General features: G+C 62.4%; 19 protein-coding genes. 6 read left to right on the top strand and 13 right to left on the bottom strand.

The genetic code is table 11. The features are described 5' to 3' along the window. The first annotated feature begins 172 nt into the window (after window positions 1-172). Window positions 173-676: a peptidylprolyl isomerase gene (locus tag ABMD26_RS19030; protein WP_049858872.1), complete on the top strand. Its 504-nt coding sequence runs from the start codon at window positions 173-175 to the stop codon at window positions 674-676. Then, window positions 673-1,407, top strand: coding sequence for a UDP-2,3-diacylglucosamine diphosphatase (gene lpxH / locus ABMD26_RS19025; protein ID WP_134723221.1), 735 nt, complete (start codon window positions 673-675; stop codon window positions 1,405-1,407). The genes ABMD26_RS19030 and lpxH overlap by 4 nt, the downstream gene beginning before the upstream one ends. A gap of 119 nt (window positions 1,408-1,526) precedes the next feature. Here lpxH and ABMD26_RS19020 read toward each other — a convergent pair whose 3' ends face one another. The 3 genes from ABMD26_RS19020 to ABMD26_RS19010 form a co-directional block, all read right to left on the bottom strand. Further along, on the bottom strand, window positions 1,527-3,059 hold the full coding sequence (locus tag ABMD26_RS19020; RefSeq protein WP_049858874.1) for a DHA2 family efflux MFS transporter permease subunit: 1,533 nt from the start codon (window positions 3,057-3,059) through the stop codon (window positions 1,527-1,529). 57 nt (window positions 3,060-3,116) lie between these two features. Beyond that, a complete protein-coding gene (locus ABMD26_RS19015) occupies window positions 3,117-4,343 on the bottom strand; it encodes an HlyD family secretion protein (RefSeq protein ID WP_049858875.1) in 1,227 nt (408 codons plus the stop codon). Between the two features lie 71 nt (window positions 4,344-4,414). Then, entirely contained in the window at window positions 4,415-4,888 is a 474-nt protein-coding gene (locus tag ABMD26_RS19010; protein WP_049858876.1) for a MarR family winged helix-turn-helix transcriptional regulator, read from the bottom strand. A 313-nt stretch (window positions 4,889-5,201) separates the two neighbouring features. Here ABMD26_RS19010 and dacB point away from each other — a divergent pair, with 313 nt between their 5' ends. After that, complete coding sequence (gene dacB / locus ABMD26_RS19005; RefSeq protein WP_134723222.1) at window positions 5,202-6,662, top strand: D-alanyl-D-alanine carboxypeptidase/D-alanyl-D-alanine endopeptidase; 1,461 nt, start codon at window positions 5,202-5,204, stop codon at window positions 6,660-6,662. Between the two features lie 77 nt (window positions 6,663-6,739). Here the strand turns inward: dacB and rlmKL are convergent, their stop codons facing one another. After that, window positions 6,740-9,016, bottom strand: coding sequence for a bifunctional 23S rRNA (guanine(2069)-N(7))-methyltransferase RlmK/23S rRNA (guanine(2445)-N(2))-methyltransferase RlmL (gene rlmKL / locus ABMD26_RS19000; RefSeq protein ID WP_134723223.1), 2,277 nt, complete (start codon window positions 9,014-9,016; stop codon window positions 6,740-6,742). Between the two features lie 534 nt (window positions 9,017-9,550). Here rlmKL and rmf point away from each other — a divergent pair. Beyond that, a complete protein-coding gene (gene rmf, locus ABMD26_RS18995) occupies window positions 9,551-9,766 on the top strand; it encodes a ribosome modulation factor (protein WP_008368461.1) in 216 nt (71 codons plus the stop codon). Window positions 9,767-9,858: 92 nt separating this feature from the next. On the opposite strand, the gene ABMD26_RS18990 is transcribed toward rmf, so the two are convergent. The 9 genes from ABMD26_RS18990 to ppsA all read right to left on the bottom strand — a co-directional run bounded on the left by ABMD26_RS18990 (window position 9,859) and on the right by ppsA (window position 19,128). Beyond that, the gene (locus ABMD26_RS18990) at window positions 9,859-10,887 is read right to left on the bottom strand and encodes a quinone-dependent dihydroorotate dehydrogenase (protein WP_134723224.1); all 1,029 of its coding nucleotides are present in this window, start codon (window positions 10,885-10,887) and stop codon (window positions 9,859-9,861) included. A 149-nt stretch (window positions 10,888-11,036) separates the two neighbouring features. Further along, a complete protein-coding gene (locus tag ABMD26_RS18985) occupies window positions 11,037-12,071 on the bottom strand; it encodes an OmpA family protein (RefSeq protein WP_049858880.1) in 1,035 nt (344 codons plus the stop codon). A 104-nt stretch (window positions 12,072-12,175) separates the two neighbouring features. Further along, window positions 12,176-12,766, bottom strand: coding sequence for an RNA polymerase sigma factor SigX (gene sigX, locus ABMD26_RS18980; RefSeq protein WP_082484608.1), 591 nt, complete (start codon window positions 12,764-12,766; stop codon window positions 12,176-12,178). Window positions 12,767-12,854: 88 nt separating this feature from the next. After that, window positions 12,855-13,679, bottom strand: coding sequence for a mechanosensitive ion channel family protein (locus ABMD26_RS18975; protein ID WP_090359317.1), 825 nt, complete (start codon window positions 13,677-13,679; stop codon window positions 12,855-12,857). Window positions 13,680-13,682: 3 nt separating this feature from the next. Continuing rightward, complete coding sequence (locus ABMD26_RS18970; protein WP_049858883.1) at window positions 13,683-13,928, bottom strand: hypothetical protein; 246 nt, start codon at window positions 13,926-13,928, stop codon at window positions 13,683-13,685. 84 nt (window positions 13,929-14,012) lie between these two features. Then, on the bottom strand, window positions 14,013-15,008 hold the full coding sequence (gene cmaX, locus ABMD26_RS18965; protein WP_354311228.1) for a divalent cation transporter CmaX: 996 nt from the start codon (window positions 15,006-15,008) through the stop codon (window positions 14,013-14,015). Window positions 15,009-15,035: 27 nt separating this feature from the next. Continuing rightward, a complete protein-coding gene (rraA, locus tag ABMD26_RS18960) occupies window positions 15,036-15,521 on the bottom strand; it encodes a ribonuclease E activity regulator RraA (protein WP_049858885.1) in 486 nt (161 codons plus the stop codon). Window positions 15,522-15,605: 84 nt separating this feature from the next. Continuing rightward, window positions 15,606-16,592 carry an alpha/beta fold hydrolase gene (locus ABMD26_RS18955; protein WP_122743558.1) on the bottom strand — a complete coding sequence of 329 codons (987 nt, stop codon included), beginning with the start codon at window positions 16,590-16,592 and terminating at the stop codon, window positions 15,606-15,608. Window positions 16,593-16,752: 160 nt separating this feature from the next. Continuing rightward, window positions 16,753-19,128 (bottom strand): phosphoenolpyruvate synthase, encoded by a 2,376-nt coding sequence (gene ppsA, locus ABMD26_RS18950; RefSeq protein ID WP_354311225.1) that lies wholly within the window; start codon window positions 19,126-19,128, stop codon window positions 16,753-16,755. 172 nt (window positions 19,129-19,300) lie between these two features. Here ppsA and ppsR point away from each other — a divergent pair, with 172 nt between their 5' ends. After that, window positions 19,301-20,119 (top strand): posphoenolpyruvate synthetase regulatory kinase/phosphorylase PpsR, encoded by an 819-nt coding sequence (gene ppsR / locus ABMD26_RS18945; protein ID WP_049858888.1) that lies wholly within the window; start codon window positions 19,301-19,303, stop codon window positions 20,117-20,119. 181 nt (window positions 20,120-20,300) lie between these two features. After that, window positions 20,301-20,843 (top strand): retropepsin-like aspartic peptidase RloA, encoded by a 543-nt coding sequence (gene rloA / locus ABMD26_RS18940; RefSeq protein WP_049858889.1) that lies wholly within the window; start codon window positions 20,301-20,303, stop codon window positions 20,841-20,843. Window positions 20,844-20,846: the final 3 nt, after the last annotated feature.

The raw sequence follows: 20,846 nt of genomic DNA, 5'->3' as shown, positions 1-20,846 counted from the left end.
GAAGCGGTCAACCGGCTGACAGGCCAGCCCCGACAAACTATCGGGTAAATCCTGCAGCATGGAAAAAAACAGCCTTTGAATGGCTATCGGCGCCTGTAAACTGGGCGCCGTCGTTATCGGATGCTCGACAGAGCGTTCCCACAGAACATGCTTCATAGACAGAGAGAGCCCCATGTCCAACGTCAAACTGACCACCAACCACGGCGACATCGTGCTGCAACTGAACGCCGAGAAAGCCCCGCTGACCGTGGCCAACTTCATCGAGTACGTCAAAGCCGGTCACTACGAGAACACCGTGTTCCACCGCGTGATCGGTAACTTCATGATCCAGGGCGGCGGTTTCGAGCCAGGCATGAAAGAGAAGAAGGACAAGCGTCCGAGCATCCAGAACGAAGCCGACAACGGCCTGCCGAACAAGAAGTACTCGGTGGCCATGGCGCGCACCATGGAGCCGCATTCGGCGTCGGCGCAGTTCTTCATCAACGTGGGCGACAACAGCTTCCTCAACCACACCTCGAAAACCACCCAGGGCTGGGGCTACGCCGTGTTCGGTGAAGTGATCGAAGGCCAGGACGTGGTCGACAAGATCAAAGGCGTCTCCACCACCTCCAAGGCAGGTCACCAGGACGTGCCGGCCGAAGACGTGATCATCGAGAAAGCCGAGATCGTTGAGTGATACTGCTGATCTCCGATCTGCACCTGCAGGAAGAACGCCCGGACATCACCCGGGCGTTTCTGGATTTCCTCGGCGGGCGCGCGCGCTCGGCCGAGGCGCTGTACATCCTGGGCGACTTCTTCGAAGCCTGGATCGGCGACGACGCCATGACCCCTTTTCAATCGTCCATCTGCGCAGCGCTGCGTGCGCTCAGCGACGGTGGCACGAAGATCTTCCTGATGCACGGCAACCGTGATTTCCTGATCGGTTCCACGTTCTGCAAAAAAGCCGGCTGCACCCTGCTGGCCGATCCGAGCGTGGTACGCCTCAATGGCGAACCGGTGCTGTTGATGCACGGTGACAGCCTGTGCACCCTCGACCAAGGCTACATGCGCCTGCGTCGCGTGCTGCGCAATCCGCTGACGCTGTTCGTCCTGCGGAACCTGCCGCTGAGCACCCGTCACAAGCTCGCCCGCAAGCTGCGCAGTGAAAGCCGGGCACAGACGCGAATGAAGGCCAGCGACATCGTCGATGTGACGCCTGAAGAGGTGCCACGGGTGATGCGCCAGCACGGCGTATCCACCCTGATTCATGGGCACACCCACCGCCCGGCGGTGCACGCGGTGCAGATCGGTGATCTACCGGCGCGGCGTATCGTGCTGGGGGACTGGGATGCGCAGGGCTGGGTGCTGCAGGTGGATGAGCACGGTTTCGACCTGGCGCCGTTCGATTTCACTGCGCAGCCTGCCTGACGCACCGCGCCGCCCTGTTCGCGGCCACTGGCCGCTCCTACAGATACCGCGCCACCTGCGGGAGGCACTGCGCCTCATCCGTGGGAGCGGTCAGTGGCCGCGAAGGTGCACCCCCGATCTCAATGTCCACCCCCGGCCGCCGGTCCCGCCTTGGCGGTGAACGGCGGCTTGGCCAGCCACACCAGCAGCACCAGCCCGGCGAAGATCCACCCCATCAGGGTGAAATAATCGACCGTGCTCAACATGTAGGCCTGGCTGTTGACCATCTGCTCCATCCGCGCATACGCCTGAGGCGTACTGCCGCCCATCTGCTCCAGTGCATGGCGGGTAATCGGATCGTAGGTGCTGATGCTCTCGGTCAGGTAGGCATGGTGCTGATCGGCCCGGCGTATCCAGATCCAGGTCGTCAGCGAGGCGGCGAAGCTGCCGCCCAAGGTGCGCAGAAAGGTCGCCAGTCCCGACCCGTCGGCGATCTGCTGCGGGGGCAGGTCCGACAGCAGAATGCTCAAGGTGGGCATGAAGAAAAGCGCCACCCCTGCCCCCATGAACATCTGCACCAGGGCCACGTGCTGGAAATCCACCTGGCTGTTGAACCCGGCGCGCATGAAGCAACTGGTGCCGATGGCCACGAACGCCAGGCCCGCAAGCAGGCGCAAGTCGAACTTGTGTGCGTACTTGCCCACGAAGGGCGACATCAACACCGGCAGGATGCCGATCGGTGCCACGGCCAGGCCCGCCCAGGTCGCGGTGTAGCCCATCTGGGTCTGCAGCCACTGGGGCAGGATCAGGTTGATGCCGAAGAATCCGGCGTAGCCAAACACCAGCACCAGGGTACCGATGCGAAAGTTGCGGAACGCGAACAGCCGCAGGTTCACCACCGGATGCTCGTCGGTCAGCTCCCAGATGACGAAGGCCGTCAGGGCCACCGCCGAGATGACCGAACCGATAACGATGAAACTGGACTCGAACCAGTCCAGGTCGTTGCCCTTGTCCAGCACCACCTGCAAGGCACCGACGCCGATGATCAAGGTGATAAGCCCGACGTAGTCCATGGGCTGCCGGCTCAGGTGCACAGGCCGTTTCGCCATCTGCTGGCGCACCACCGCACAGGCGAACAGCCCGATGGGGATATTGATGAAGAAGATCCACGGCCAGCTGTAACTGTCGGTGATCCAGCCGCCCAGGATCGGCCCGGCGATCGGCGCCACCACCGTGACCATGGCCAGCAGCGCCAAGGCCATGCCGCGCTTGGCCGGCGGATACACGGCAATCAACAGGGTCTGGGTCATCGGGTACAGCGGCCCGGCGACCAGGCCCTGCACCACGCGAAAACCAACCAGCTCGGGCATCGAGGTGGAAATGCCGCACAGGAACGAGGCCAGCACGAACAGCATCGTGGCCCACAGGAACAGCTTCACTTCGCCGAAGCGCCGGCTCAGCCAGCCGGTCAGCGGCAAGGCGATGGCGTTGCTCACCGCGAACGAGGTGATGACCCAGGTACCCTGCTCGGAACTGACGCCCAGGTTGCCGGAAATGGTCGGCAGGGCGACGTTGGCAATGGTGGTGTCGAGCACCTGCATGAAGGTCGCCAGCGACAGGCCGATGGTGCAGAGCAACAGGCTTGGCGGCGTGAACGAGGCTTTGGAATCCATGATCCACCCTTTGCAATGCGAGACCGCGCCGACCCGTGACGGGCCGGCTCGGGTAGATCAGCGGGTGGCCGTGGTGCCGGACGCTGCGCTGTTGTCGTGGATCAACTGGGCGATCATGGCATCCGCTTCACCCAACTGCTTGTCGTAGACGTTGGTGGTGAAGGACGCCTGCTGCGGCGGTTGCTGCGCCAATACCGGCCCGCTCTGGTCGTGCAGGTCGACATCCACCACCGTCGACAGGCCGATGCGCAGCGGATGCTCGCTCAACTGTTGCGGATTGATGTGCACCCGCACCGGCACCCGCTGGACGATCTTGATCCAGTTGCCCGTGGCGTTCTGTGCCGGCAGCAAGGCGAAGGCACTGCCGGTGCCCGCACCGAGGCTGTCGATGGTGCCGCTGTACTTCACCTCGTCGCCATACAGATCGCTGGTGATGTCCACCGGCTGGCCGATGCGCATGTGGCGCAGCTGGGTTTCCTTGAAGTTGGCGTCGATCCACAACTGGTTCAGCGGAATTACCGCCATGGTCGGCGTTCCCGGCTCGATACGCTGGCCCAGTTGCACGGTGCGCTTGGCCACATAGCCGGTCACCGGTGCGATCAAGGTGGTGCGAGCGTGGGCCAGGTACGCCTGACGCAACTGCGCAGCCGCCGCCCGCACGTCGGGGTGGTTGGACACCTGGGTGGCATCGACCAGCGCGGTCGAGGTCGCCAGTTGCTGCTGGGTATTACTCAGCGCGCTCTGCGCCGAAATCAAATCGTCGTGGGCGTGGGACAGCTCTTCCTGGGAGATCGCCCCGTCGGACGCCAGGTTCTTGCGTCGGCCATAGTTGTCCTGGGCGCGCTGCACTTCCGCCTTGCGCGCAGCCACCTGGGCCTTCATGCCGTCGACGTTGCTGTACAGGCCGCGCACCTGACGTACCGCCTTGGCCAGATTGGCCTGGGCATTCTGCAGATCGATCTGCGAATCGTTCGGGTCGAACTGCACCAGGGGCTGGCCTTCGTGCACCAGATCGCCATCGTCGGCACCGATGCTGATCACCGTGCCCGTGGTCAACGGCGTGATTTCCACCACGTTGCCGTTCACGTAGGCATCGTCGGTGCTCTCGTTCCAGCGCCCGTACAGGGTGTACCAGGCCCAGACGCCCAGACCGCCCAGCACCACCAGGGCCAGCAGGATGAACAACCAGAGTTTGCGCTTGCGTCGATTGGCCGGAGCCTTGTCGTCGGCCGCCGGCGCTGCGGGCGGTTGCTGGGAAGCATTGGAATCAGTGGCAGTGGCCATGGCAGTTCACCTGAAAGGGTTCGGTCGGTGTTGCGTCGAGCAGATCGGTCGGGGCGCTGACGTCGGAGTATTCAGCCGGCGGCAGCACCCAGCGCCAGCAGCGGATCCCCGGAAGCTTGCAACAGCTTCTTGAGAATCCGTTCCAGCTCGACGATCTCTTCACGATCGAGCATGCCCACCAGCTCGTTCATGGCGTTGGCGCCAATGACCGGCAGGCGCGCTGCCAGTGCCTGGCCTTCATCGGTCAGCACCAGCTGCACCTGGCGTCGGTCGGCGGCGCTGCGCTGGCGCCGGATCAATTGCTTGTGTTCCAGCCGGTCGAGCATGCGCGTCATCGAACCGCTGTCCAGCGACAGGTAGCGCGACATCTCCGCCGGCGTGTCGATGCCGAAACGGGCATTGATGATCAGCACCTTGAATTGCGCTGCGGTCACGCCGTAGGGCACCAGATGCGTGTCCAGCAAACGATCCTTCAACGCCGATCCGCGGCCCAGCAGCAGGCCCAGGTTGCAGGTATGGAAGTTCTCGGGGGTGTAGTGATTCATGGGCCGGAAGCTGTCCACCTGTTAGCCGAATGCATGTCTGCGCGTGTGCATGGATACGATTTGTACATCATTCATACGTCGTCGAAACATAATGTTACTGCTTAGGCAGACAATGTCAAGGCAATGGTTAGCTTGCTAACATTAAGGTCGATCGGTCGCTTTGATGGGAAAAATTCACTCCATCCCGGTGCCCGCTGGCCAAAGCAGGCAGCGCTTGGGGCATAATGCTGGCGGTTTCACCCGTAGTGGGGGTCTTCATCTACCTATATGGCCCTCGTTTTCGTCACCCCTCGCCCGCAGGGTTTTCAAGCACATGATCAAATCTCTTCGTCCACTATTGCTCGCCGGCCTGATGCTGCCCCTGGCCCTTCCCCTCTGCGCTGCCCCCCTGAACACCACACTGCCGCCCAAGGTTCAACAGGCCATCAAGGCGAGCAAGCTGCAGAATGACGCCCTGTCTCTGGTGATGCTTCCGCTCACCGGCCCCGGCAGCCCGACCGTGTTCAACGCCGACGTATCAGTGAATCCGGCCTCGACCATGAAACTGGTCACCACCTACGCGGCCCTCGAATTGCTGGGCCCGACCTATCAGTGGAAGACCGAATTCTTCACCGATGGCACCCTGAGCAACGGTGTGCTCAACGGCAACCTCTACCTCAAGGGTGGCGGCGATCCCAAGCTGAACATGGAAAAGCTCTGGCTGCTCATGCGTGACCTGCGCGCCAACGGCGTGCGTCAGGTGACCGGCGACCTGGTGCTGGACCGCAGCCATTTCATCCAGCCGCAGTTGCCGGCCTTCAACGATGACGGTGGCGATGAAAACGCGCCGTTCCTGGTCCGCCCGGACTCCCTGCTGGTCAACCTCAAGGCCTTGCGCTTCGTCACCCGCAACGACACCGGCAAGGTGCTGGTGTCGGTCGAACCACCGATCGCCACCATTCGCATCGACAACCAGGTCAAAGCGCTGCCAGGAACCAAGTGCACGGGCGACGTGCGCTACAACCCGATCACCCAGGCCGACGGCATGACCGTCGTGGTCAGCGGCCAGTTGGCCGAAGGCTGCAGCTCGCAGACCTACCTGTCGCTGCTCGACCACCAGAGCTATGCCGCCGGCGCGGTCCGCGCGATCTGGAACGAACTGGGCGGCACCATCCAGGGCGGCGACCGTGTCGGCACCGTGCCCAAGACCGCGCGCGTACTGGCGCGGGCCTTTTCGCCGGATCTGGTGGAAATCATTCGCGACATCAACAAGTACAGCAACAACACCATGGCCCAGCAGCTGTTCCTGAGCCTGGGTGAACGCTATCGCAACGAGGCCGACGGCGACGACGCCAAGGCCGCGCAGCGCGTGATTCGTGGTTGGCTGGCGAAGAAAGGCATCACCGCGTCGCACCTGGTGATGGAGAACGGCTCGGGGCTGTCCCGCGACGAGCGCGTCAGCGCGCGGGAGATGGCGACCTTGCTGCAGGCCGCCTGGAAAAGCCCTTACGCCGCCGAGTTCATGGCGTCGATGCCGATCGTGGGCATGGACGGCACCATGCGCAAACGCTTGAAGCGTACGGCGCTGCAAGGTGAAGGCCACATCAAGACCGGCACCCTCAACACCGTACGCGCCATCGCCGGCTACAGCCGCGACAGCAATGGCAACACCTGGGCGGTGGTCGCCATCCTCAACGATCCGCGCCCATGGGGCGCCTCATCGGTTCTGGATCAGGCGCTGCTGGACCTGTACTCGCAGCCAAAAGCCGCGTCTACGTCGCCCAACATCCAGTAATCATCCAATACGTGTGGGAGCGGGGCGGGCGGCTGAGCCCTCTGCCCGCGAAGGCAGCGCCACATCTCCTCAGTGAGTCACCGCGCCTGGATCTTCCAGGCCCGGTGAATCTTGCCGTTGCGGGCAAAGTCCTGATCTACCGTCTGCGCCGTGATTTCCTCCACTGCATAGCGCTCCGCCAGATTCGCATCGAGCTGGAACTTGCGGAAGTTGTTGGAGAAATACACCACGCCCCCCGGTGCCAACCGAGCGACAGCCAGGTCCAGCAGCTCGACGTGGTCGCGCTGTACGTCGAACACCCCTTCCATGCGCTTGGAGTTGGAGAAGGTCGGCGGGTCGATGAAGATCAGGTCGTACTCTTCCCGATTGGCCTGTAGCCAGGCCATCACATCGCCCTGCTCCAGGCGGTTCTTGTCCGAGAAACCGTTCAGGGACAGATTGCGCCGTGCCCAATCCAGATAGGTCTTGGACAAGTCGACGCTGGTGGTGCTGCGCGCCCCGCCCTTGGCAGCGTGGACGCTGGCCGTGGCGGTGTAGCAGAACAGGTTGAGGAAGCGCTTGCCGGCCGCTTCTTTCTGAATGCGCAGACGCATCGGCCGGTGGTCGAGAAACAGACCGGTGTCCAGGTAGTCGGTCAGGTTGACCAGCAACTGCACACCCCCTTCCTGTACCTGGGTGAACTGGCCCTGGGCACTCTGACGCTCGTACTGGCGAGTCCCGCTCTGGCGCTCGCGGCGCTTGATGATGACCCGACTCTTGTCGATGTTCAGTGCCTGCGGAATGGCCGCCAGGGCGTCGTACAGACGCGCCGAGGCCTTCTCCGGGTCGATCGACTTGGGCGCGGCGTATTCCTGCACATGCACCCAGTCGTGGTACAGATCGATGGCCATGGCGTATTCGGGCATGTCCGCGTCATACACCCGATAGCAATCGATGCCCTCGCGCCGTGCCCATTTGCCCAAGGTCTTGAGGTTCTTCTGCAGGCGGTTGGCGAACATCTGCCCGCCTTCGCTCAGCCGCGCCTGTTCGACCACCGGCGCAGGCGCCGGTGCTGGCTTGACTGGGTTGCCGTTCTTGTTGACCCGTGCGTACGGATCGGCCACCGGTGGCGTGGTATCCATCTGTTCGGCCTGCTCGCGCGCCGCCTGGCGCTGCTCGGGGGTACGGCGCTCACCGGTGACGAACTGGTCGGGCGTTACCTTGATCAACAGCAGCTTGCAGGGCAAGGCACCGTTCCAGAACGAATACTGTTTGTGACTGCGGATGCCCATGCGCTTGCCCAAATCAGGCGCGCCGGTGAACACCGCCGCTTCCCAGTTCAGGCAAGCCTGACGCAGGCGCTCGCCCAGGTTCTGATACAGGTACAGCAGACTGGCTTCGTCACCCAAGCGCTCGCCGTACGGTGGGTTGCAGATGACCAGGCCTTTCTGATTCTGATCCGGACGCGGCTCGAAGGTCGCCACCTCGCCCTGATAGACCTTGACCCAATCGCTGAGGCCGGCTCGCTCGACGTTGTTGCGCGCCGGCTGGATCAGCCGCGGATCGGCCTCGTAGCCACGAATCCAGGCCGGCGTCTTGGCCAGGCCGGCCTCGGCGCGAGCCAGTGCTTCGTCGTGCAGCTTGCGCCACATGGCCGGGACGTGGCCCAGCCAGGCGCTGAAACCCCAGCGGGTACGCTTGAGGTTGGGCGCGATGTCGGCAGCGATCATCGCCGCCTCCACCAGAAAGGTGCCTACACCACACATCGGGTCGGCGAGGGCGCCGCCTTCGGCAGCGATGCGTGGCCAGCCAGCGCGAATCAGAATGGCAGCGGCAAGGTTTTCCTTGAGTGGCGCGGCGCCCTGCTGCAGGCGATAGCCACGCTGGTGCAGGCTGTGCCCGGACAGGTCGAGCGAGAGAATGGCTTCACCGCGATCCAGGCGCAGGTGCACGCGCAGGTCCGGATTGAGCTTGTCGACGCTGGGACGCTCGCCACTGGGCGTGCGCAGCTTGTCGACGATGGCATCCTTGACCTTCAGCGCACCGAAGTGAGTGTTGTCGATGCCCGAGCCATGCCCACTGAATTCCACGGCCAGGGTGCCATCGGGCAGCAGGTGGTCCTGCCACTCGACATCGAGCACGCCGTGATAGAGCTCTTCAGCGTCTTTCATGGCAAAGCGCTTGAGCACCAGCAAGACGCGGTTGCCCAGGCGCGACCACAGGCACAGCCGGTAGGCGGTTTCCATGTCGGCCATCCCGCGCACGGCGGAAGTGTGTTCGCGGGTTTCTTCCAGCCCCAGGGCGGTGGCTTCCTCGGCCAGCAAGCCTTCGAGACCCTTGGGGCACGTGAGAAACAGTTCAAAACGGTCCGACATGGTATTTCCTGGCCCTTGCGGGCATCGATGAGAGGGCAAGCGCATTGCCCTTTCGAGGTTCAACCAGGCGCTTTACGCAATAGAGCGCCCGAACGACACCACCATGGTGTCAGCCCACCTCACCCGTTGCCCAATACGCCGCAAAAGATGAGGCAGAACGTGATTCTGCTGAAAAAAGGGCTGCTCAGGCGACCCTTCGTCGATTTAATGCCACATCGAAATCGAGATGATTCGCAATGGCATAGTGATCTCAAACTACGCTGCAGGCCCTGCACACGACGGACTTGCAGACCTCGGGCGCCAGAAGCACCTGCTTACTTATCGCCCATACCGCTAAATCGTTACGTGCTTATGACAAAACGATCATTCACATGACGCGGTTCAACGTTTAGAAATCATCTCAGGTCGTCGCTGCAATGGCGATGACATCACTGCTCGCCACGCCGGCAGCGAGCGCGATACCGGCAGACCATCTGCCTGGCCTCAGACGAGGCCGACGGGACATTACAGTCAATAGACAGAGGGCAACACCCTATGAGAAGACTTAAGCGTGATCCGTTGGAACGAGCATTTCTACGCGGATACCAGTATGGCATCCATGGCAAATCCCGCGAGCTTTGCCCTTTTACTCTACCGTCGGTACGCCAAGCCTGGATCAACGGCTGGCGCGAAGGACGCGGCGACAACTGGGACGGTATGACCGGCACTGCGGGAATCCATAGGCTCAACGAACTTCACGCCGTCGGCTGAAAACCTTTTTTACCTGTTCACCATGCACGCCCGACCAGGGCGGCGGGCTAGCGCCCAGGGGCCTCTTCACGGGGCCCCTTTCGCGCCTGGATTCAGCGAGTCGCCTGCAGCGCGGCAATGGCGTCTACCGATTCCCGGATCAATGCCGGCCCCTTGTAGATGAACCCCGAGTAGATCTGCACCAGGCTGGCACCGGCGGCGATTTTCTCAGCCGCATGGCCTCCTTCGGTAATACCGCCCGCCGCAATGATCGGCAACTTGCCACCCAGGGTCTGGGCCAGCACCTTGACGATGTGCGTGCTCTGTTCGCGCACCGGCGCCCCTGAAAGCCCCCCAGCTTCCTCCCCGTGCACGAGCCCCTCGACCCCAGCACGGCCGAGTGTGGTGTTGGTGGCGATCACCGCATCCATCCCTGCATCGACCAGCGCCTGAGCCACCAGCGCGGTTTCTTCGTCACTCATGTCCGGGGCGATCTTGATCGCCAGGGGAACGTGACGACCGCTCTGGCCAGTCAACACCACACGGCGTTCGGCCAGGGTATCGAGCAGCTGCTTCAGCGAATCGCCGAACTGCAGGCTGCGCAGCCCGGCAGTATTGGGCGAACTGATGTTGACCGTGATATAGCTGGCGTGGTCATAGACCTTGTTCAGGCAGATCAGGTAGTCATCGACGGCCTGCTCGACCGGCGTGGTCAGGTTCTTGCCGATGTTGATACCCAGCACGCCCCGATACTTGGCGGCTTTCACACGCGCCACCAGATTATCGACGCCCAGATTGTTGAAGCCCATGCGATTGATGATCGCCGTGGCCTCCGGCAGACGAAACAGCCGGGGCTTGGGGTTGCCTGGCTGCGGACGCGGGGTCACGGTCCCGATTTCGACCGAACCGAAACCCAGTTGCGCGAAACCGTCGATGGCCGCGCCGTTCTTGTCCAGCCCTGCCGCCAGCCCGACCGGGTTATCGAACTGCAGACCCATGACCGTCACCGGCAGGCGTGCCGGCGGCTTGGTGAGCAGGCCGTTGAGGCCCAGGCGGCCACCGGCGCCGATCAGGTCCAGCGACAGGTCGTGGGAGGCTTCTGCGGACAGTTTGAATAACAGCTGGCGGGCCAGAGTGTACATAGGCGGGCTTGGCTCGGTGGAGGCGATAGAGGGCTGCGATTGTGCCAGATTCGGACCCGGTTAGGTATGCCGACTCCCCTGCCAGCCACCAAATCGCAGGCAAAGAAAAGCCCGGCCTGAGCCGGGCTTTTCGTTGAAGCGGTCGCTAATTACTTAGCTTGAGCTTCTACTTCAGCTTCTACGCGACGGTTTACAGCGCGGCCAGCATCAGTGGCGTTGTCAGCCACTGGGCGGGTTTCGCCGTAGCCAACCGACTGAACGCGGTTGGATTCAACACCGTACTGACCGGTCAGCACTTGCTTGACAGCAGCGGCGCGACGCTCGGACAGCTTCTGGTTGTAAGCGTCAGGACCGACGGAGTCAGTGTGACCTTCAACAGTGGTGGTGGTCTGTGGGTACTGCTTCATGAAGTCAGCCAGGTTCTTGATGTCGCCATAGCTGTTGGTCTTCACGACCGACTTGTCGAAGTCGAACTTGACGTCCAGCTCAACGCGAACGGTTTCGGCAACGGCTGGGCAGCCATCAGCGTCAACGGTAACGTTGGCAGGGGTGTCAGGGCACTTGTCGACGTTGTCGCAGACGCCGTCGTTGTCGGAGTCAGCGCAAACTTCAGCTACTGGAGCTGGAGCAGCGACTGGAGCAGGCTTGGAGCCGCCACCGAAGTTCACACCAACGCCGACGGCAGGAGCCCACTCGGTGTCGCCCTTGTCGATGTTGTACAGAGCTTCAACGCCGGCACGGGCGTAGAAGTTCTCGGTGAAGTAGTACTTGGCGCCGCCACCCAGCTTGGCGAGGGTGGAGTGGTCACGACCACCGCTGTCCTGGCCAATGCTCTGGTGTGCGAAACCAGCGGAGACGTACGGACGCAGACCGGCGCCTGGAGTACCGAAGTGGTAGAAAGCATCCAGAGCGGCATCAGCGCCCTTGATGTTTTTGCCAGCATCGCTACGGATGTTGTGGACTTCGTCGTAGGACAGAGCCAGTTCAACGTCGTCGGTCAGGAAGTAGCCAATCGAGCCACCGAACAGGTTGCCGTCGTTCTTGTAGTCACGGGCGCTGTCAGTCATGTACTTCTTGGCGAAGCCTTCCACCTCGACTGCGCCTTGGCCTTGTGCCAATACGCCGAACGAAGTCACGGCAACAAGAGAACCAATGGCAAGGCCCAAGGTGTTTTTCAGTTTCATCCGTTAAATCCCCATCTGGTGATTGTTAAGCGCCCCTAATCCAGGGGCAGCTCGACGACAAGTCTAGCAGACCTTGCCGATACGTTAGAGACCTTTACGCCGAACTAAGTTTCGGACAGGTCTGCAAATTTATCGCGGAGCTTATCTAAAGCCCGCTTGTACCGCATTTTGGTGGCGCTCAAGCCCATGTGCATGATGTCGGCGATCTCCTGGAACTCCAGCTCCGCGACGAATCGCAGCACCAGAATCTCCCGATCGATCGGGTTCACGTACACCAGCCAACGGTCGAGACCACCGCGCTCCTCCGGCTTGGGCGCCTTCTCTTCGGATGCCTCCTCGAGCGGATCGAGACTCAAGGCATCCATCAAGCGGCGCTTTCGCCTTTCCTTTCTGTACTGCGTGATGCATTCGTTATAGGTGATGCTGTAAAGCCACGTCTTGAATTTCGACTTTCCCTCGAAATTCTTTAGCCCGTACAGCACCTTCAGCATCACTTCCTGACAGACATCGTCAGCGTCACGATCGTTCCCTAAATATCTTGCACAGACGTTGAAAAGGGTTCGCTGGTAGCGACGCATCAACTCTTCATACGCCCGTGTGACATGGAACAGCTCCTCGTGCGAACGCGCCACCAACTCCTCGTCAGAGAGCTCGCGGGGGTCGTAGCGCACGGGCAGCGTATGTACTTTATTCAAAACAGGTCGGCCCGAAGGTCAGGTCAGTGTCCGCCACGGCATGATCGCTCAGCCTTTTTGCGGCGGCATACATTAGCAAAACGTTGACCTATCGGCTACTCACCCGCTGCTCCAGCAACTCGCGGTTGGACATCGAGACCAGTTCGCCGTCGTCGGTCAGGACCGTCGTCTTGACGGTGCCGATCGCCTCGATCTGCCCCTCGACCTCGCCAACCTGCACCTGCTGGCCTACCTGAAACATTTCCCGCACATAGATTCCGGCCAGTATCTGACTGGCGATTTCACGGCTGCCCAGCCCCATCGCCAGTGCTGCGGCCAGACCAACGGTAATCAACGCGATGACGATCACATGGTTCAGCAGGTCGGTCTTGACCTCCAGCTGACTGATGGCCACCGAGATGCTGATGATGATCACCAGCCACTGAGCCACCCGACCCAGACCTGCAGCATAGTCGAGCCCGACCCCTTCGGCCGCGCCGCGCACCACGCCGTTGACCAGTTGCGCCAGCAGCACGCCTACCAGCAGCACCAGGGCGGCACCGAACACCTTGGGCAGGTACAGCGCCAGCATGTCCAACGTCGCCGACACACGCTGCAGCCCCAGCGACTCTGCGGCCGACACCAGGAAGATCAACAGCACGAACCAGTAGACGATCTTGCCGATCAGGGTCGAGATCGGCACCTTGAGGCCGCCGCGGCCCAGCAACTTGGTCAGGCCCGTACCGGCCATCAGGCGGTCGAGGCCGAACTTGGCCAGCAGCTTGGACAACAAGGTATCGAGCAGCTTGGCCACCAGGAAGCCCAGGATCACCACGACCAACGCACCGAAGAGGTTGGGGATGAAGTTGGCGACCTTGGTCCACAAGGCGGTCATCGCCGCAAACAGGCTTTGGGTCCAGGGATCCAGTTCCATCGATCAATCAGCCTTATCCGCAGCAGCGGCGGAGTTTTTACGACGCGACACCGGCGCGATATTCGCCGAACCACTGTTCACCGCGATCATGAACGCCTGCCCCCAACGCCCCATGAGGCTGAAGAGGTCACCTGCGCCGACCTGCCGATTGGCAGTCTTGAGCACCCGCCCCAGCGCGGCGCGATCGTCGCGCCCCGGCGCCTGGGCGTTGAGCATGTCTCGCAGGGATTCTTCGAACGGATCAGGCATGCACACCTCGCGAATTTCATTCAAAGACGAGACCGTTGCACGGTGAGTCACAACGATCGTCCCGCGCAGAGGTTAAATTCTCGATCAGACCCAGCGCAAGCGGCGAAACAACAACCACTGCCCCAGTGCCACCACGACCATCAATCCGCAGGCCATGGTGAAGCCATAGGGGTTGTCCGAACCCGGTATTCCGCCGACGTTGATGCCCAGCAGACCGGTGAGAAAACTCATCGGCAGGAAGATCCCGGTGATCACCCCGAAGCGATACATGGTGCGATTCATCCGCTCGCTCTGGCGCCGGTCTTCGGCTTCGAGCACCAGCCCGACACGCTCGCGCGCCAGTTCGAGCTCTTCCAGGTAGCGGGTCAGGCTGTTGTTCAGCTCGTTCCAATAATCGGCGTCATCGTCGACGAACCACGGCACCTTGTTGCGCGCCAGCTGGCCATAGATATCACGTTGCGGCGCCAGGAATCGCCGCAGTCCTGCGGCACGACGTCGCAGTTGCAGAATGCTGCCGTGCTCGGGCGTGTACCGCTCGTCGGCATCGAGCTTGTCTTCTTCCAGATCGACGGTTTCGGAGAGGCCCTCGACCAATGCCTGGACCTTTTCGGTCAGGTGCTGGGCCAGGTAGAGAATCAGCTCGGACGCGGTCTTGGGGCCCTTGTACGCTGCAAACTGCTCGAGCAGATCGTCGGTTGCGCGGAGCGGTCGCAGGCGCAGGGAAATGATCCGCTGGGCCTGGGCGAAGATGCGCACCGAAACCATGTCCTCGGGTTCGGCGCCGGGGTTGAGATTGACCCCGCGCAGGAACAGCAACAGTTCGTCGTCCGGCAGCGGCACCAGGCGCGGACGGGTGTTTTCCTCGAGCAGCAGGTCGCAGCTGAATTCGCTCAGTCCGCTGCTGCTACGCAACCAGCTGCGGGTCTGGGGGTGGCTGCGGTCCCAGTGCAGCCACAGGCTCTGGTGAGGCTGCAGCTGCAATTCATCGATTTCGGTCCGGGCAATCGAGCGCGCGCCGCCTTTGCCGTCCAGCACCAGGGCATGCACCAGCCCCCACTGCGCGTTTTCTTCCTCGAACATCGTGTCCCCGTTACTGATGGAAAATTCTCATTCAGGCATGGTCAGTGCCTTCGGCGAGACGATGATGCCGTTGTTGTCGGCATACAGATAGTGGCCGGGAATGAAAGTTACGCCAGCAAAGCTGATCTTCACGTCGAGATCGCCCAGGCCGCGCTTGACGGTGGGCATCGGATGACTGGCCAGGGCCTGAACACCGACATCGGTTTGCGCCAGCATGTCGACGTCACGCACGCACCCATAGATGACCAGACCTTCCCAGCCGTTCTCGGCAGCTTTCTGCGCGAGCATGTCGCCCAGCAACGCCTTGCGCAGCGAGCCACCTCCGTCGACCACCAGCACCTTGCCGGTGCCATCCAGCGCGACCTGCTCGCGCACCCGCGAGTTGTCCTCGAAGGTCTTGATGGTGACGATCTGGCCGCCGAAGGAGTCGCGGCCGCCGAAATTGCTGAACATCGGTTCGAGCACTTCGACGTCGGGGTAGGCGTCGCACAGGTCGGGTGTCAGATAGTGCATGGCGTTGCTCCTGGGGCGAGTGGCGGCTGCAAGAGCCGGAAGGCTGCGCCGGACGCGGCGCGGCCATCACAGCCTAGACCATGCTCAGGTCGCCGCCAACGGGGTCGCACCTGGCAGCAATGGCCGGTAGGGGTCGCTCAGCCAGGTGCCGACCAGCGGCCAGACCTCGGCCTGGGCCTGGGGGCTGACCAACATGCGCACGTGATCGAAATCGTCGCCGAAGCCCTCGCTGCGGCCCAGGTTGACGAACTGATTGTGGCTACCCGCGAACTGCTCGAAGAGGTCCCGGCAGGCCCAGCTCGGGTCCTGCAGGTCGCCCGCGGCGGCCACGGCCAGGATCGGCAGCTTCACCTCGTGCAACCCTTCCCACCAGTCACGCTGGCTGTCGCCGAAACGGCCGAACAGGCCTTTCCAGCGCAGCCATTCCAGGCCGACGCCCACGGGCTCGTCTTCCGGACCGCGCTTGAGCCGGGCGCCGGAAATGTGCGGATAACGCTTGAGCAACAAGCGACCGGCCCAGTTCAGGGGTGGAATCCGCAGCGGCCAGTGGCGGCGACTGACCTGCGCGCCGAACAGCGCTGCGGAGGCGGCCAGGTCACCTTGCAGATAGCCGCCTCCAAGGGCGGCTGCCAAGGTGATACCGCCGAGCGAATGCCCCACCCAGTGGGGCGTCTGGGCGCTGACCTCGGCGACGAACGCACCGATCACCGGCAGATCGTACTGGGCATAGTCGGCCACGGTGTTGCTGGCGTAGTGCTGATTGCGCGGCGACAGACCGTGCCCACGCATTTCGGCGATCCACACATCGAAGCCACGACGCGCCAGCCAGGGCCCCAGGCCGATGCCCTTGGGCGAGTACCAGAAGCGCCGGTTGGAAAAGCTGCCATGCAGGAGGATCACCGGCACTCCGCGGGCGCCGGGCTGATCGGCCAGGCCCAGGCGCGTCAACGCCAGCTCGACGCTGGGGTCGGGGCTGTTGGCGGCCTTGATGCGGTAGATGTCTTCGCTGAGGTCGCCGCGACGCTCGGCACTGAGCAGCGCGACGGGAAAGAGGGTACTGCTGCTTTGCATAGGGCACTTGCATCTGAATGAATGAAACCGTAGCAGCGGCGCACGCCGCGTAGCTGTTTGATTTGCCTTTGAAAAGCAAGATCAAAAGCTACGCGGCTTGCGCCGCTGCTACGGGGGACCGGGTGTGTGGGAGGACACACCGGTCTGGGTGTTGCGGTGCTTAGGCGACGCCTTCCTTTTCAGCCAGGAAGAACCAGGTTTCCAGGACCGAATCCGGGTTCAGCGAAACGCTTTCGATGCCCTGCTCCATCAGCCACTTGGCCAGGTCGGGGTGATCGGATGGCCCCTGGCCGCAGATGCCGATGTACTTGCCGGCCTTGTTGCACGCCTGGATGGCGTTGGCCAGAAGCTTCTTGACCGCCGGGTTACGCTCGTCGAACAGGTGGGCGATGATCCCCGAGTCGCGGTCCAGACCCAGGGTCAGCTGGGTCAGATCGTTGGAACCGATCGAGAAGCCGTCGAAGAACTCGAGAAATTCGTCGGCCAGGATCGCGTTGGAAGGCAGCTCACACATCATGATGATGCGCAGGCCGTTGTCGCCACGGGCCAAGCCGTTCTCGGCGAGCAGGTCGATCACCTGCGACGCTTCGCCCAGCGTGCGCACGAACGGCACCATGATCTCGACGTTGGTCAGGCCCATTTCGTTGCGCACCCGCTTCATTGCCCGGCATTCGAGCTCGAAGCAGTCGCGGAACGACTCACTGATGTAGCGCGACGCCCCGCGGAAGCCCAGCATCGGGTTTTCTTCTTCGGGTTCGTAGAGCTTGCCGCCGATGAGGTTGGCGTATTCGTTGGACTTGAAGTCGGACAGCCGGACGATGACCTTTTTCGGCCAGAACGCCGCTGCCAGGGTGCTGATGCCCTCGACCAGCTTGTCGACGTAGAAATTCACCGGGTCGCTGTAGCCGGCCACGCGCTTGTCGACGCTGTCCTTGATTTCCAGGGTCAGTGTGTCGTAGTTGAGCAGCGCCTTGGGGTGCACACCGATCATGCGGTTGATGATGAACTCCAGGCGCGCCAGGCCGACACCGGCGTTGGGCAGCTGGGCGAAATCGAAGGCGCGATCCGGGTTGCCGACGTTCATCATGATCTTGAACGGCAGCTCGGGCATGGCATCGACCGAATTCTGCTTGATGTCGAAACCCAGCTCGCCCTCGAAGATGTAACCCGTGTCGCCTTCGGCACAGGAAACCGTCACGCCCTGGCCGTCCTTGAGCAACTGGGTGGCGTTGCCGCAGCCCACCACAGCGGGAATGCCCAGTTCACGGGCGATGATCGCCGCGTGGCAGGTGCGCCCGCCGCGGTTGGTGACGATGGCGCTCGCACGCTTCATCACCGGTTCCCAGTCCGGGTCGGTCATGTCGGAAACCAGCACGTCGCCGGCCTGGACCTTGTCCATCTCGGAGACGTCGTGAATGATGCGCACCTTGCCGGCGCCGATGCGCTGGCCGATGGCCCGGCCTTCGACCAGCACGGTGCCCTTTTCCTTGAGCAGGTAGCGTTCCATGACGTTGGCGCTGGAGCGGCTCTTGACCGTCTCGGGCCGTGCCTGAACGATGTACAGCTGGCCGTCGTCACCGTCCTGGGCCCACTCGATGTCCATCGGCCGGCCGTAGTGCTTCTCGATGATCATCGCCTGCTTGGCCAGCTCGCTGACCTGCGCATCGGTCAGGCAGAAGCGCGCACGTTCGGCCTTGTCGACGTCCACCACCTTGACCGAGCGACCGGCACGGGCTTCGTCGCCGTAGACCATCTTGATCGCCTTGCTGCCCAGGTTGCGCCGCAGGATGGCCGGGCGACCGGCTTCCAGGGTGTTCTTGTGCACATAGAATTCGTCGGGGTTGACCGCGCCCTGCACCACGGTTTCACCCAGGCCATAGGCGCCGGTGATGAACACCACATCGCGAAACCCGGACTCGGTGTCCAGCGTGAACATCACCCCCGCGGTACCGGTTTCCGAGCGGACCATGCGCTGCACACCGGCCGACAGGGCGACCAGCTTGTGGTCGAAGCCCTGGTGCACGCGGTAGGCAATGGCACGATCGTTGAACAGCGAAGCGAACACTTCCTTCGCGGCGCGAATGACGTTGTCGACGCCGCGGATGTTGAGGAAGGTTTCCTGCTGGCCGGCGAAGGAGGCATCGGGCAGGTCTTCGGCGGTGGCCGAGGAGCGCACGGCCACGGCGATGTCCGGATTGCCCTTGGAGAGTTCGGCGAAGGCGATGCGGATCTCTTCGTTGAGGCGCTCGGGGAACTCGGCTTCCATGACCCACTGGCGAATCTGCGCGCCGGTACGGGCCAGGGCGTTGACGTCGTCCACGTCCAGCGCATCGAGGGCGGCGTGGATCTGCTCGTTCAGGCCGCTGAGCTCGAGGAAGTCGCGATAGGCCTGGGCAGTGGTGGCAAAGCCGCCGGGGACCGACACGCCGGCACCGGCCAGGTTGCTGATCATCTCGCCCAGGGACGCGTTCTTGCCCCCCACGTGTTCCACATCATTATTACCAAGCTTATCGAGGGAAACTACGTACTCTACCAAGGTGATCTCTCCACTGACTGGGTTGGAAAAGCTCGGGTGCCCGGCGCGAATGAACGCACACGGGGGCTGTGGCCGCAGCCCTGGAAATGAACGAGAATGCCTGGCAATGCTGGCCATCAATCGGGCCTATCATATCCAAGAATCGTCAGTTGCTTAAGGGCCGGGGCGCACAATGAAACGATCTGCATTCTTCATCTCCGACGGTACCGGCATTACCGCCGAAACGCTGGGGCAAAGTCTACTGGCGCAGTTCGAAAACATTACCTTCAGCAAGTTCACGCGGCCCTATATCGACAGCGTGGACAAGGCTCGGGCCATGGTACAGCAAATCAATAACTGCGCTGACAAGGACGGCGTGCGACCGATCATCTTCGACACCATCGTCAATCAGGACATCCGCGAGATCCTGGCCACCTCCAACGGCTTCATGATCGATATTTTCTCGACCTTCCTGGCGCCGCTGGAAATGGAGCTCAGCGCCCATTCCTCGTATTCGGTCGGCAAGTCTCACTCCATCGCCCACAACGCCAACTACATGGAGCGCATCGAGGCGGTCAACTTCGCCCTGGACAACGACGACGGTGCCAGGACCCACTACTACGACAAGGCCGACCTGATCCTGGTGGGCGTTTCGCGCTGTGGCAAAACTCCGACCTGCCTGTACATGGCCATGCAGTTCGGCATCCGCGCCGCCAACTATCCATTGACCGAGGACGACATGGAGCGCCTGCAGCTGCCGCCCGCGCTCAAGGCTCACCAGCACAAGCTGTTCGGCCTGACCATCGACCCCGACCGGTTGACCGCGATCCGGCACGAGCGCAAGCCGAACAGTCGCTACGCCAGCTTTGCCCAGTGCGAATTCGAGGTGCGCGAGGTGGAAGGCCTGTTCCGCCGGGAGAACATTCCCAACATCAATTCCACGCATTTTTCGGTGGAGGAAATCTCCGCGAAGATCCTCGTCGAAAAAGGCGTCGAACGGCGCTTCAAGTAGCTATCGCCACGCACACCGGGCAGGCGCTCGGCGAACTTTCGGATCGATCCAGACTCCAAGGCCTCGCCTGGCGGTGCCTGCGCTGGCGGCATGAAAGCACCGTGCTAGAATGCAGCGCTCCCTTCCTGTTACCCGCGGAACGTTTTCGCGGTGTCCGATTCGGTATTCATAATTTCAATTCATGACTCTCAAGCCCCTCTCCCGCCTGCTCAGCCTCCTCTTCATTCCGGGCCTGAGCCTGGCCGCCGAAAAGACCACCTACGGCTTGAACGAATACGCACAGCTGACCGACATAGACCTGCGGGTCGCGGCCAAGCTCGACACCGGCGCACTGACCGCCTCGCTCAGCGCCCGTGACATCAAGCGCTTCAAGCGCAACGGGCAATCCTGGGTGCGTTTCTATCTGGCCATCGACAACGCCCATTCCCACCCCATCGAACGGCCGCTGGTGCGCATGAGCTCCATCAAGCGCCGTGCCGATGACTGCGAATGCAGCGCGCAGGAACGCAAGACTCACACCCAGCGACCGGTGATCGAACTCGACGTGTGCATGGGCCATACCCAGCGGCGCATCGAGGTCAACCTGACCGACCGCACCGCATTCGACTACCCGCTGCTGATCGGCTCCGACGCGCTGACCCGCTTCGACGCGCTGGTCGACCCCAGCCGCAAACACGCTGCCGGCAAACCTGCCTGCGCCACTGTCGCCAAAATCGCAGAGTAATTT

This window comes from Pseudomonas sp. PvP001 (genome assembly GCF_040546375.1).
GTDB classification, from domain to species: domain Bacteria; phylum Pseudomonadota; class Gammaproteobacteria; order Pseudomonadales; family Pseudomonadaceae; genus Aquipseudomonas; species Aquipseudomonas coleopterorum.
Note: the sequence above shows the minus strand (reverse complement) of the source record. Positions and strands in the feature narration are given on the sequence as shown.

Excerpts from the sequence above, each read along its gene's own strand:
- ABMD26_RS18985 (WP_049858880.1), bottom strand. The coding sequence starts at position 12,071 with ATGAAACTGAAAAACACCTTGGGCCTTGCCATTGGTTCTCTTGTTGCC.
- rraA (WP_049858885.1), bottom strand. The coding sequence starts at position 15,521 with ATGCACTATCTGACACCCGACCTGTGCGACGCCTACCCCGACGTCGAA.
- ABMD26_RS18970 (WP_049858883.1), bottom strand. The coding sequence starts at position 13,928 with ATGCCTGATCCGTTCGAAGAATCCCTGCGAGACATGCTCAACGCCCAG.
- cmaX (WP_354311228.1), bottom strand. The coding sequence starts at position 15,008 with ATGTTCGAGGAAGAAAACGCGCAGTGGGGGCTGGTGCATGCCCTGGTG.
- ABMD26_RS18990 (WP_134723224.1), bottom strand. The coding sequence starts at position 10,887 with ATGTACACTCTGGCCCGCCAGCTGTTATTCAAACTGTCCGCAGAAGCC.
- ABMD26_RS18955 (WP_122743558.1), bottom strand. The coding sequence starts at position 16,592 with ATGCAAAGCAGCAGTACCCTCTTTCCCGTCGCGCTGCTCAGTGCCGAG.
- rloA (WP_049858889.1), top strand. The coding sequence starts at position 20,301 with ATGACTCTCAAGCCCCTCTCCCGCCTGCTCAGCCTCCTCTTCATTCCG.
- ABMD26_RS19010 (WP_049858876.1), bottom strand. The coding sequence starts at position 4,888 with ATGAATCACTACACCCCCGAGAACTTCCATACCTGCAACCTGGGCCTG.
- ABMD26_RS18975 (WP_090359317.1), bottom strand. The coding sequence starts at position 13,679 with ATGGAACTGGATCCCTGGACCCAAAGCCTGTTTGCGGCGATGACCGCC.
- ABMD26_RS19030 (WP_049858872.1), top strand. The coding sequence starts at position 173 with ATGTCCAACGTCAAACTGACCACCAACCACGGCGACATCGTGCTGCAA.
- dacB (WP_134723222.1), top strand. The coding sequence starts at position 5,202 with ATGATCAAATCTCTTCGTCCACTATTGCTCGCCGGCCTGATGCTGCCC.
- rmf (WP_008368461.1), top strand. The coding sequence starts at position 9,551 with ATGAGAAGACTTAAGCGTGATCCGTTGGAACGAGCATTTCTACGCGGA.
- ABMD26_RS19020 (WP_049858874.1), bottom strand. The coding sequence starts at position 3,059 with ATGGATTCCAAAGCCTCGTTCACGCCGCCAAGCCTGTTGCTCTGCACC.
- rlmKL (WP_134723223.1), bottom strand. The coding sequence starts at position 9,016 with ATGTCGGACCGTTTTGAACTGTTTCTCACGTGCCCCAAGGGTCTCGAA.
- ppsR (WP_049858888.1), top strand. The coding sequence starts at position 19,301 with ATGAAACGATCTGCATTCTTCATCTCCGACGGTACCGGCATTACCGCC.
- ABMD26_RS19015 (WP_049858875.1), bottom strand. The coding sequence starts at position 4,343 with ATGGCCACTGCCACTGATTCCAATGCTTCCCAGCAACCGCCCGCAGCG.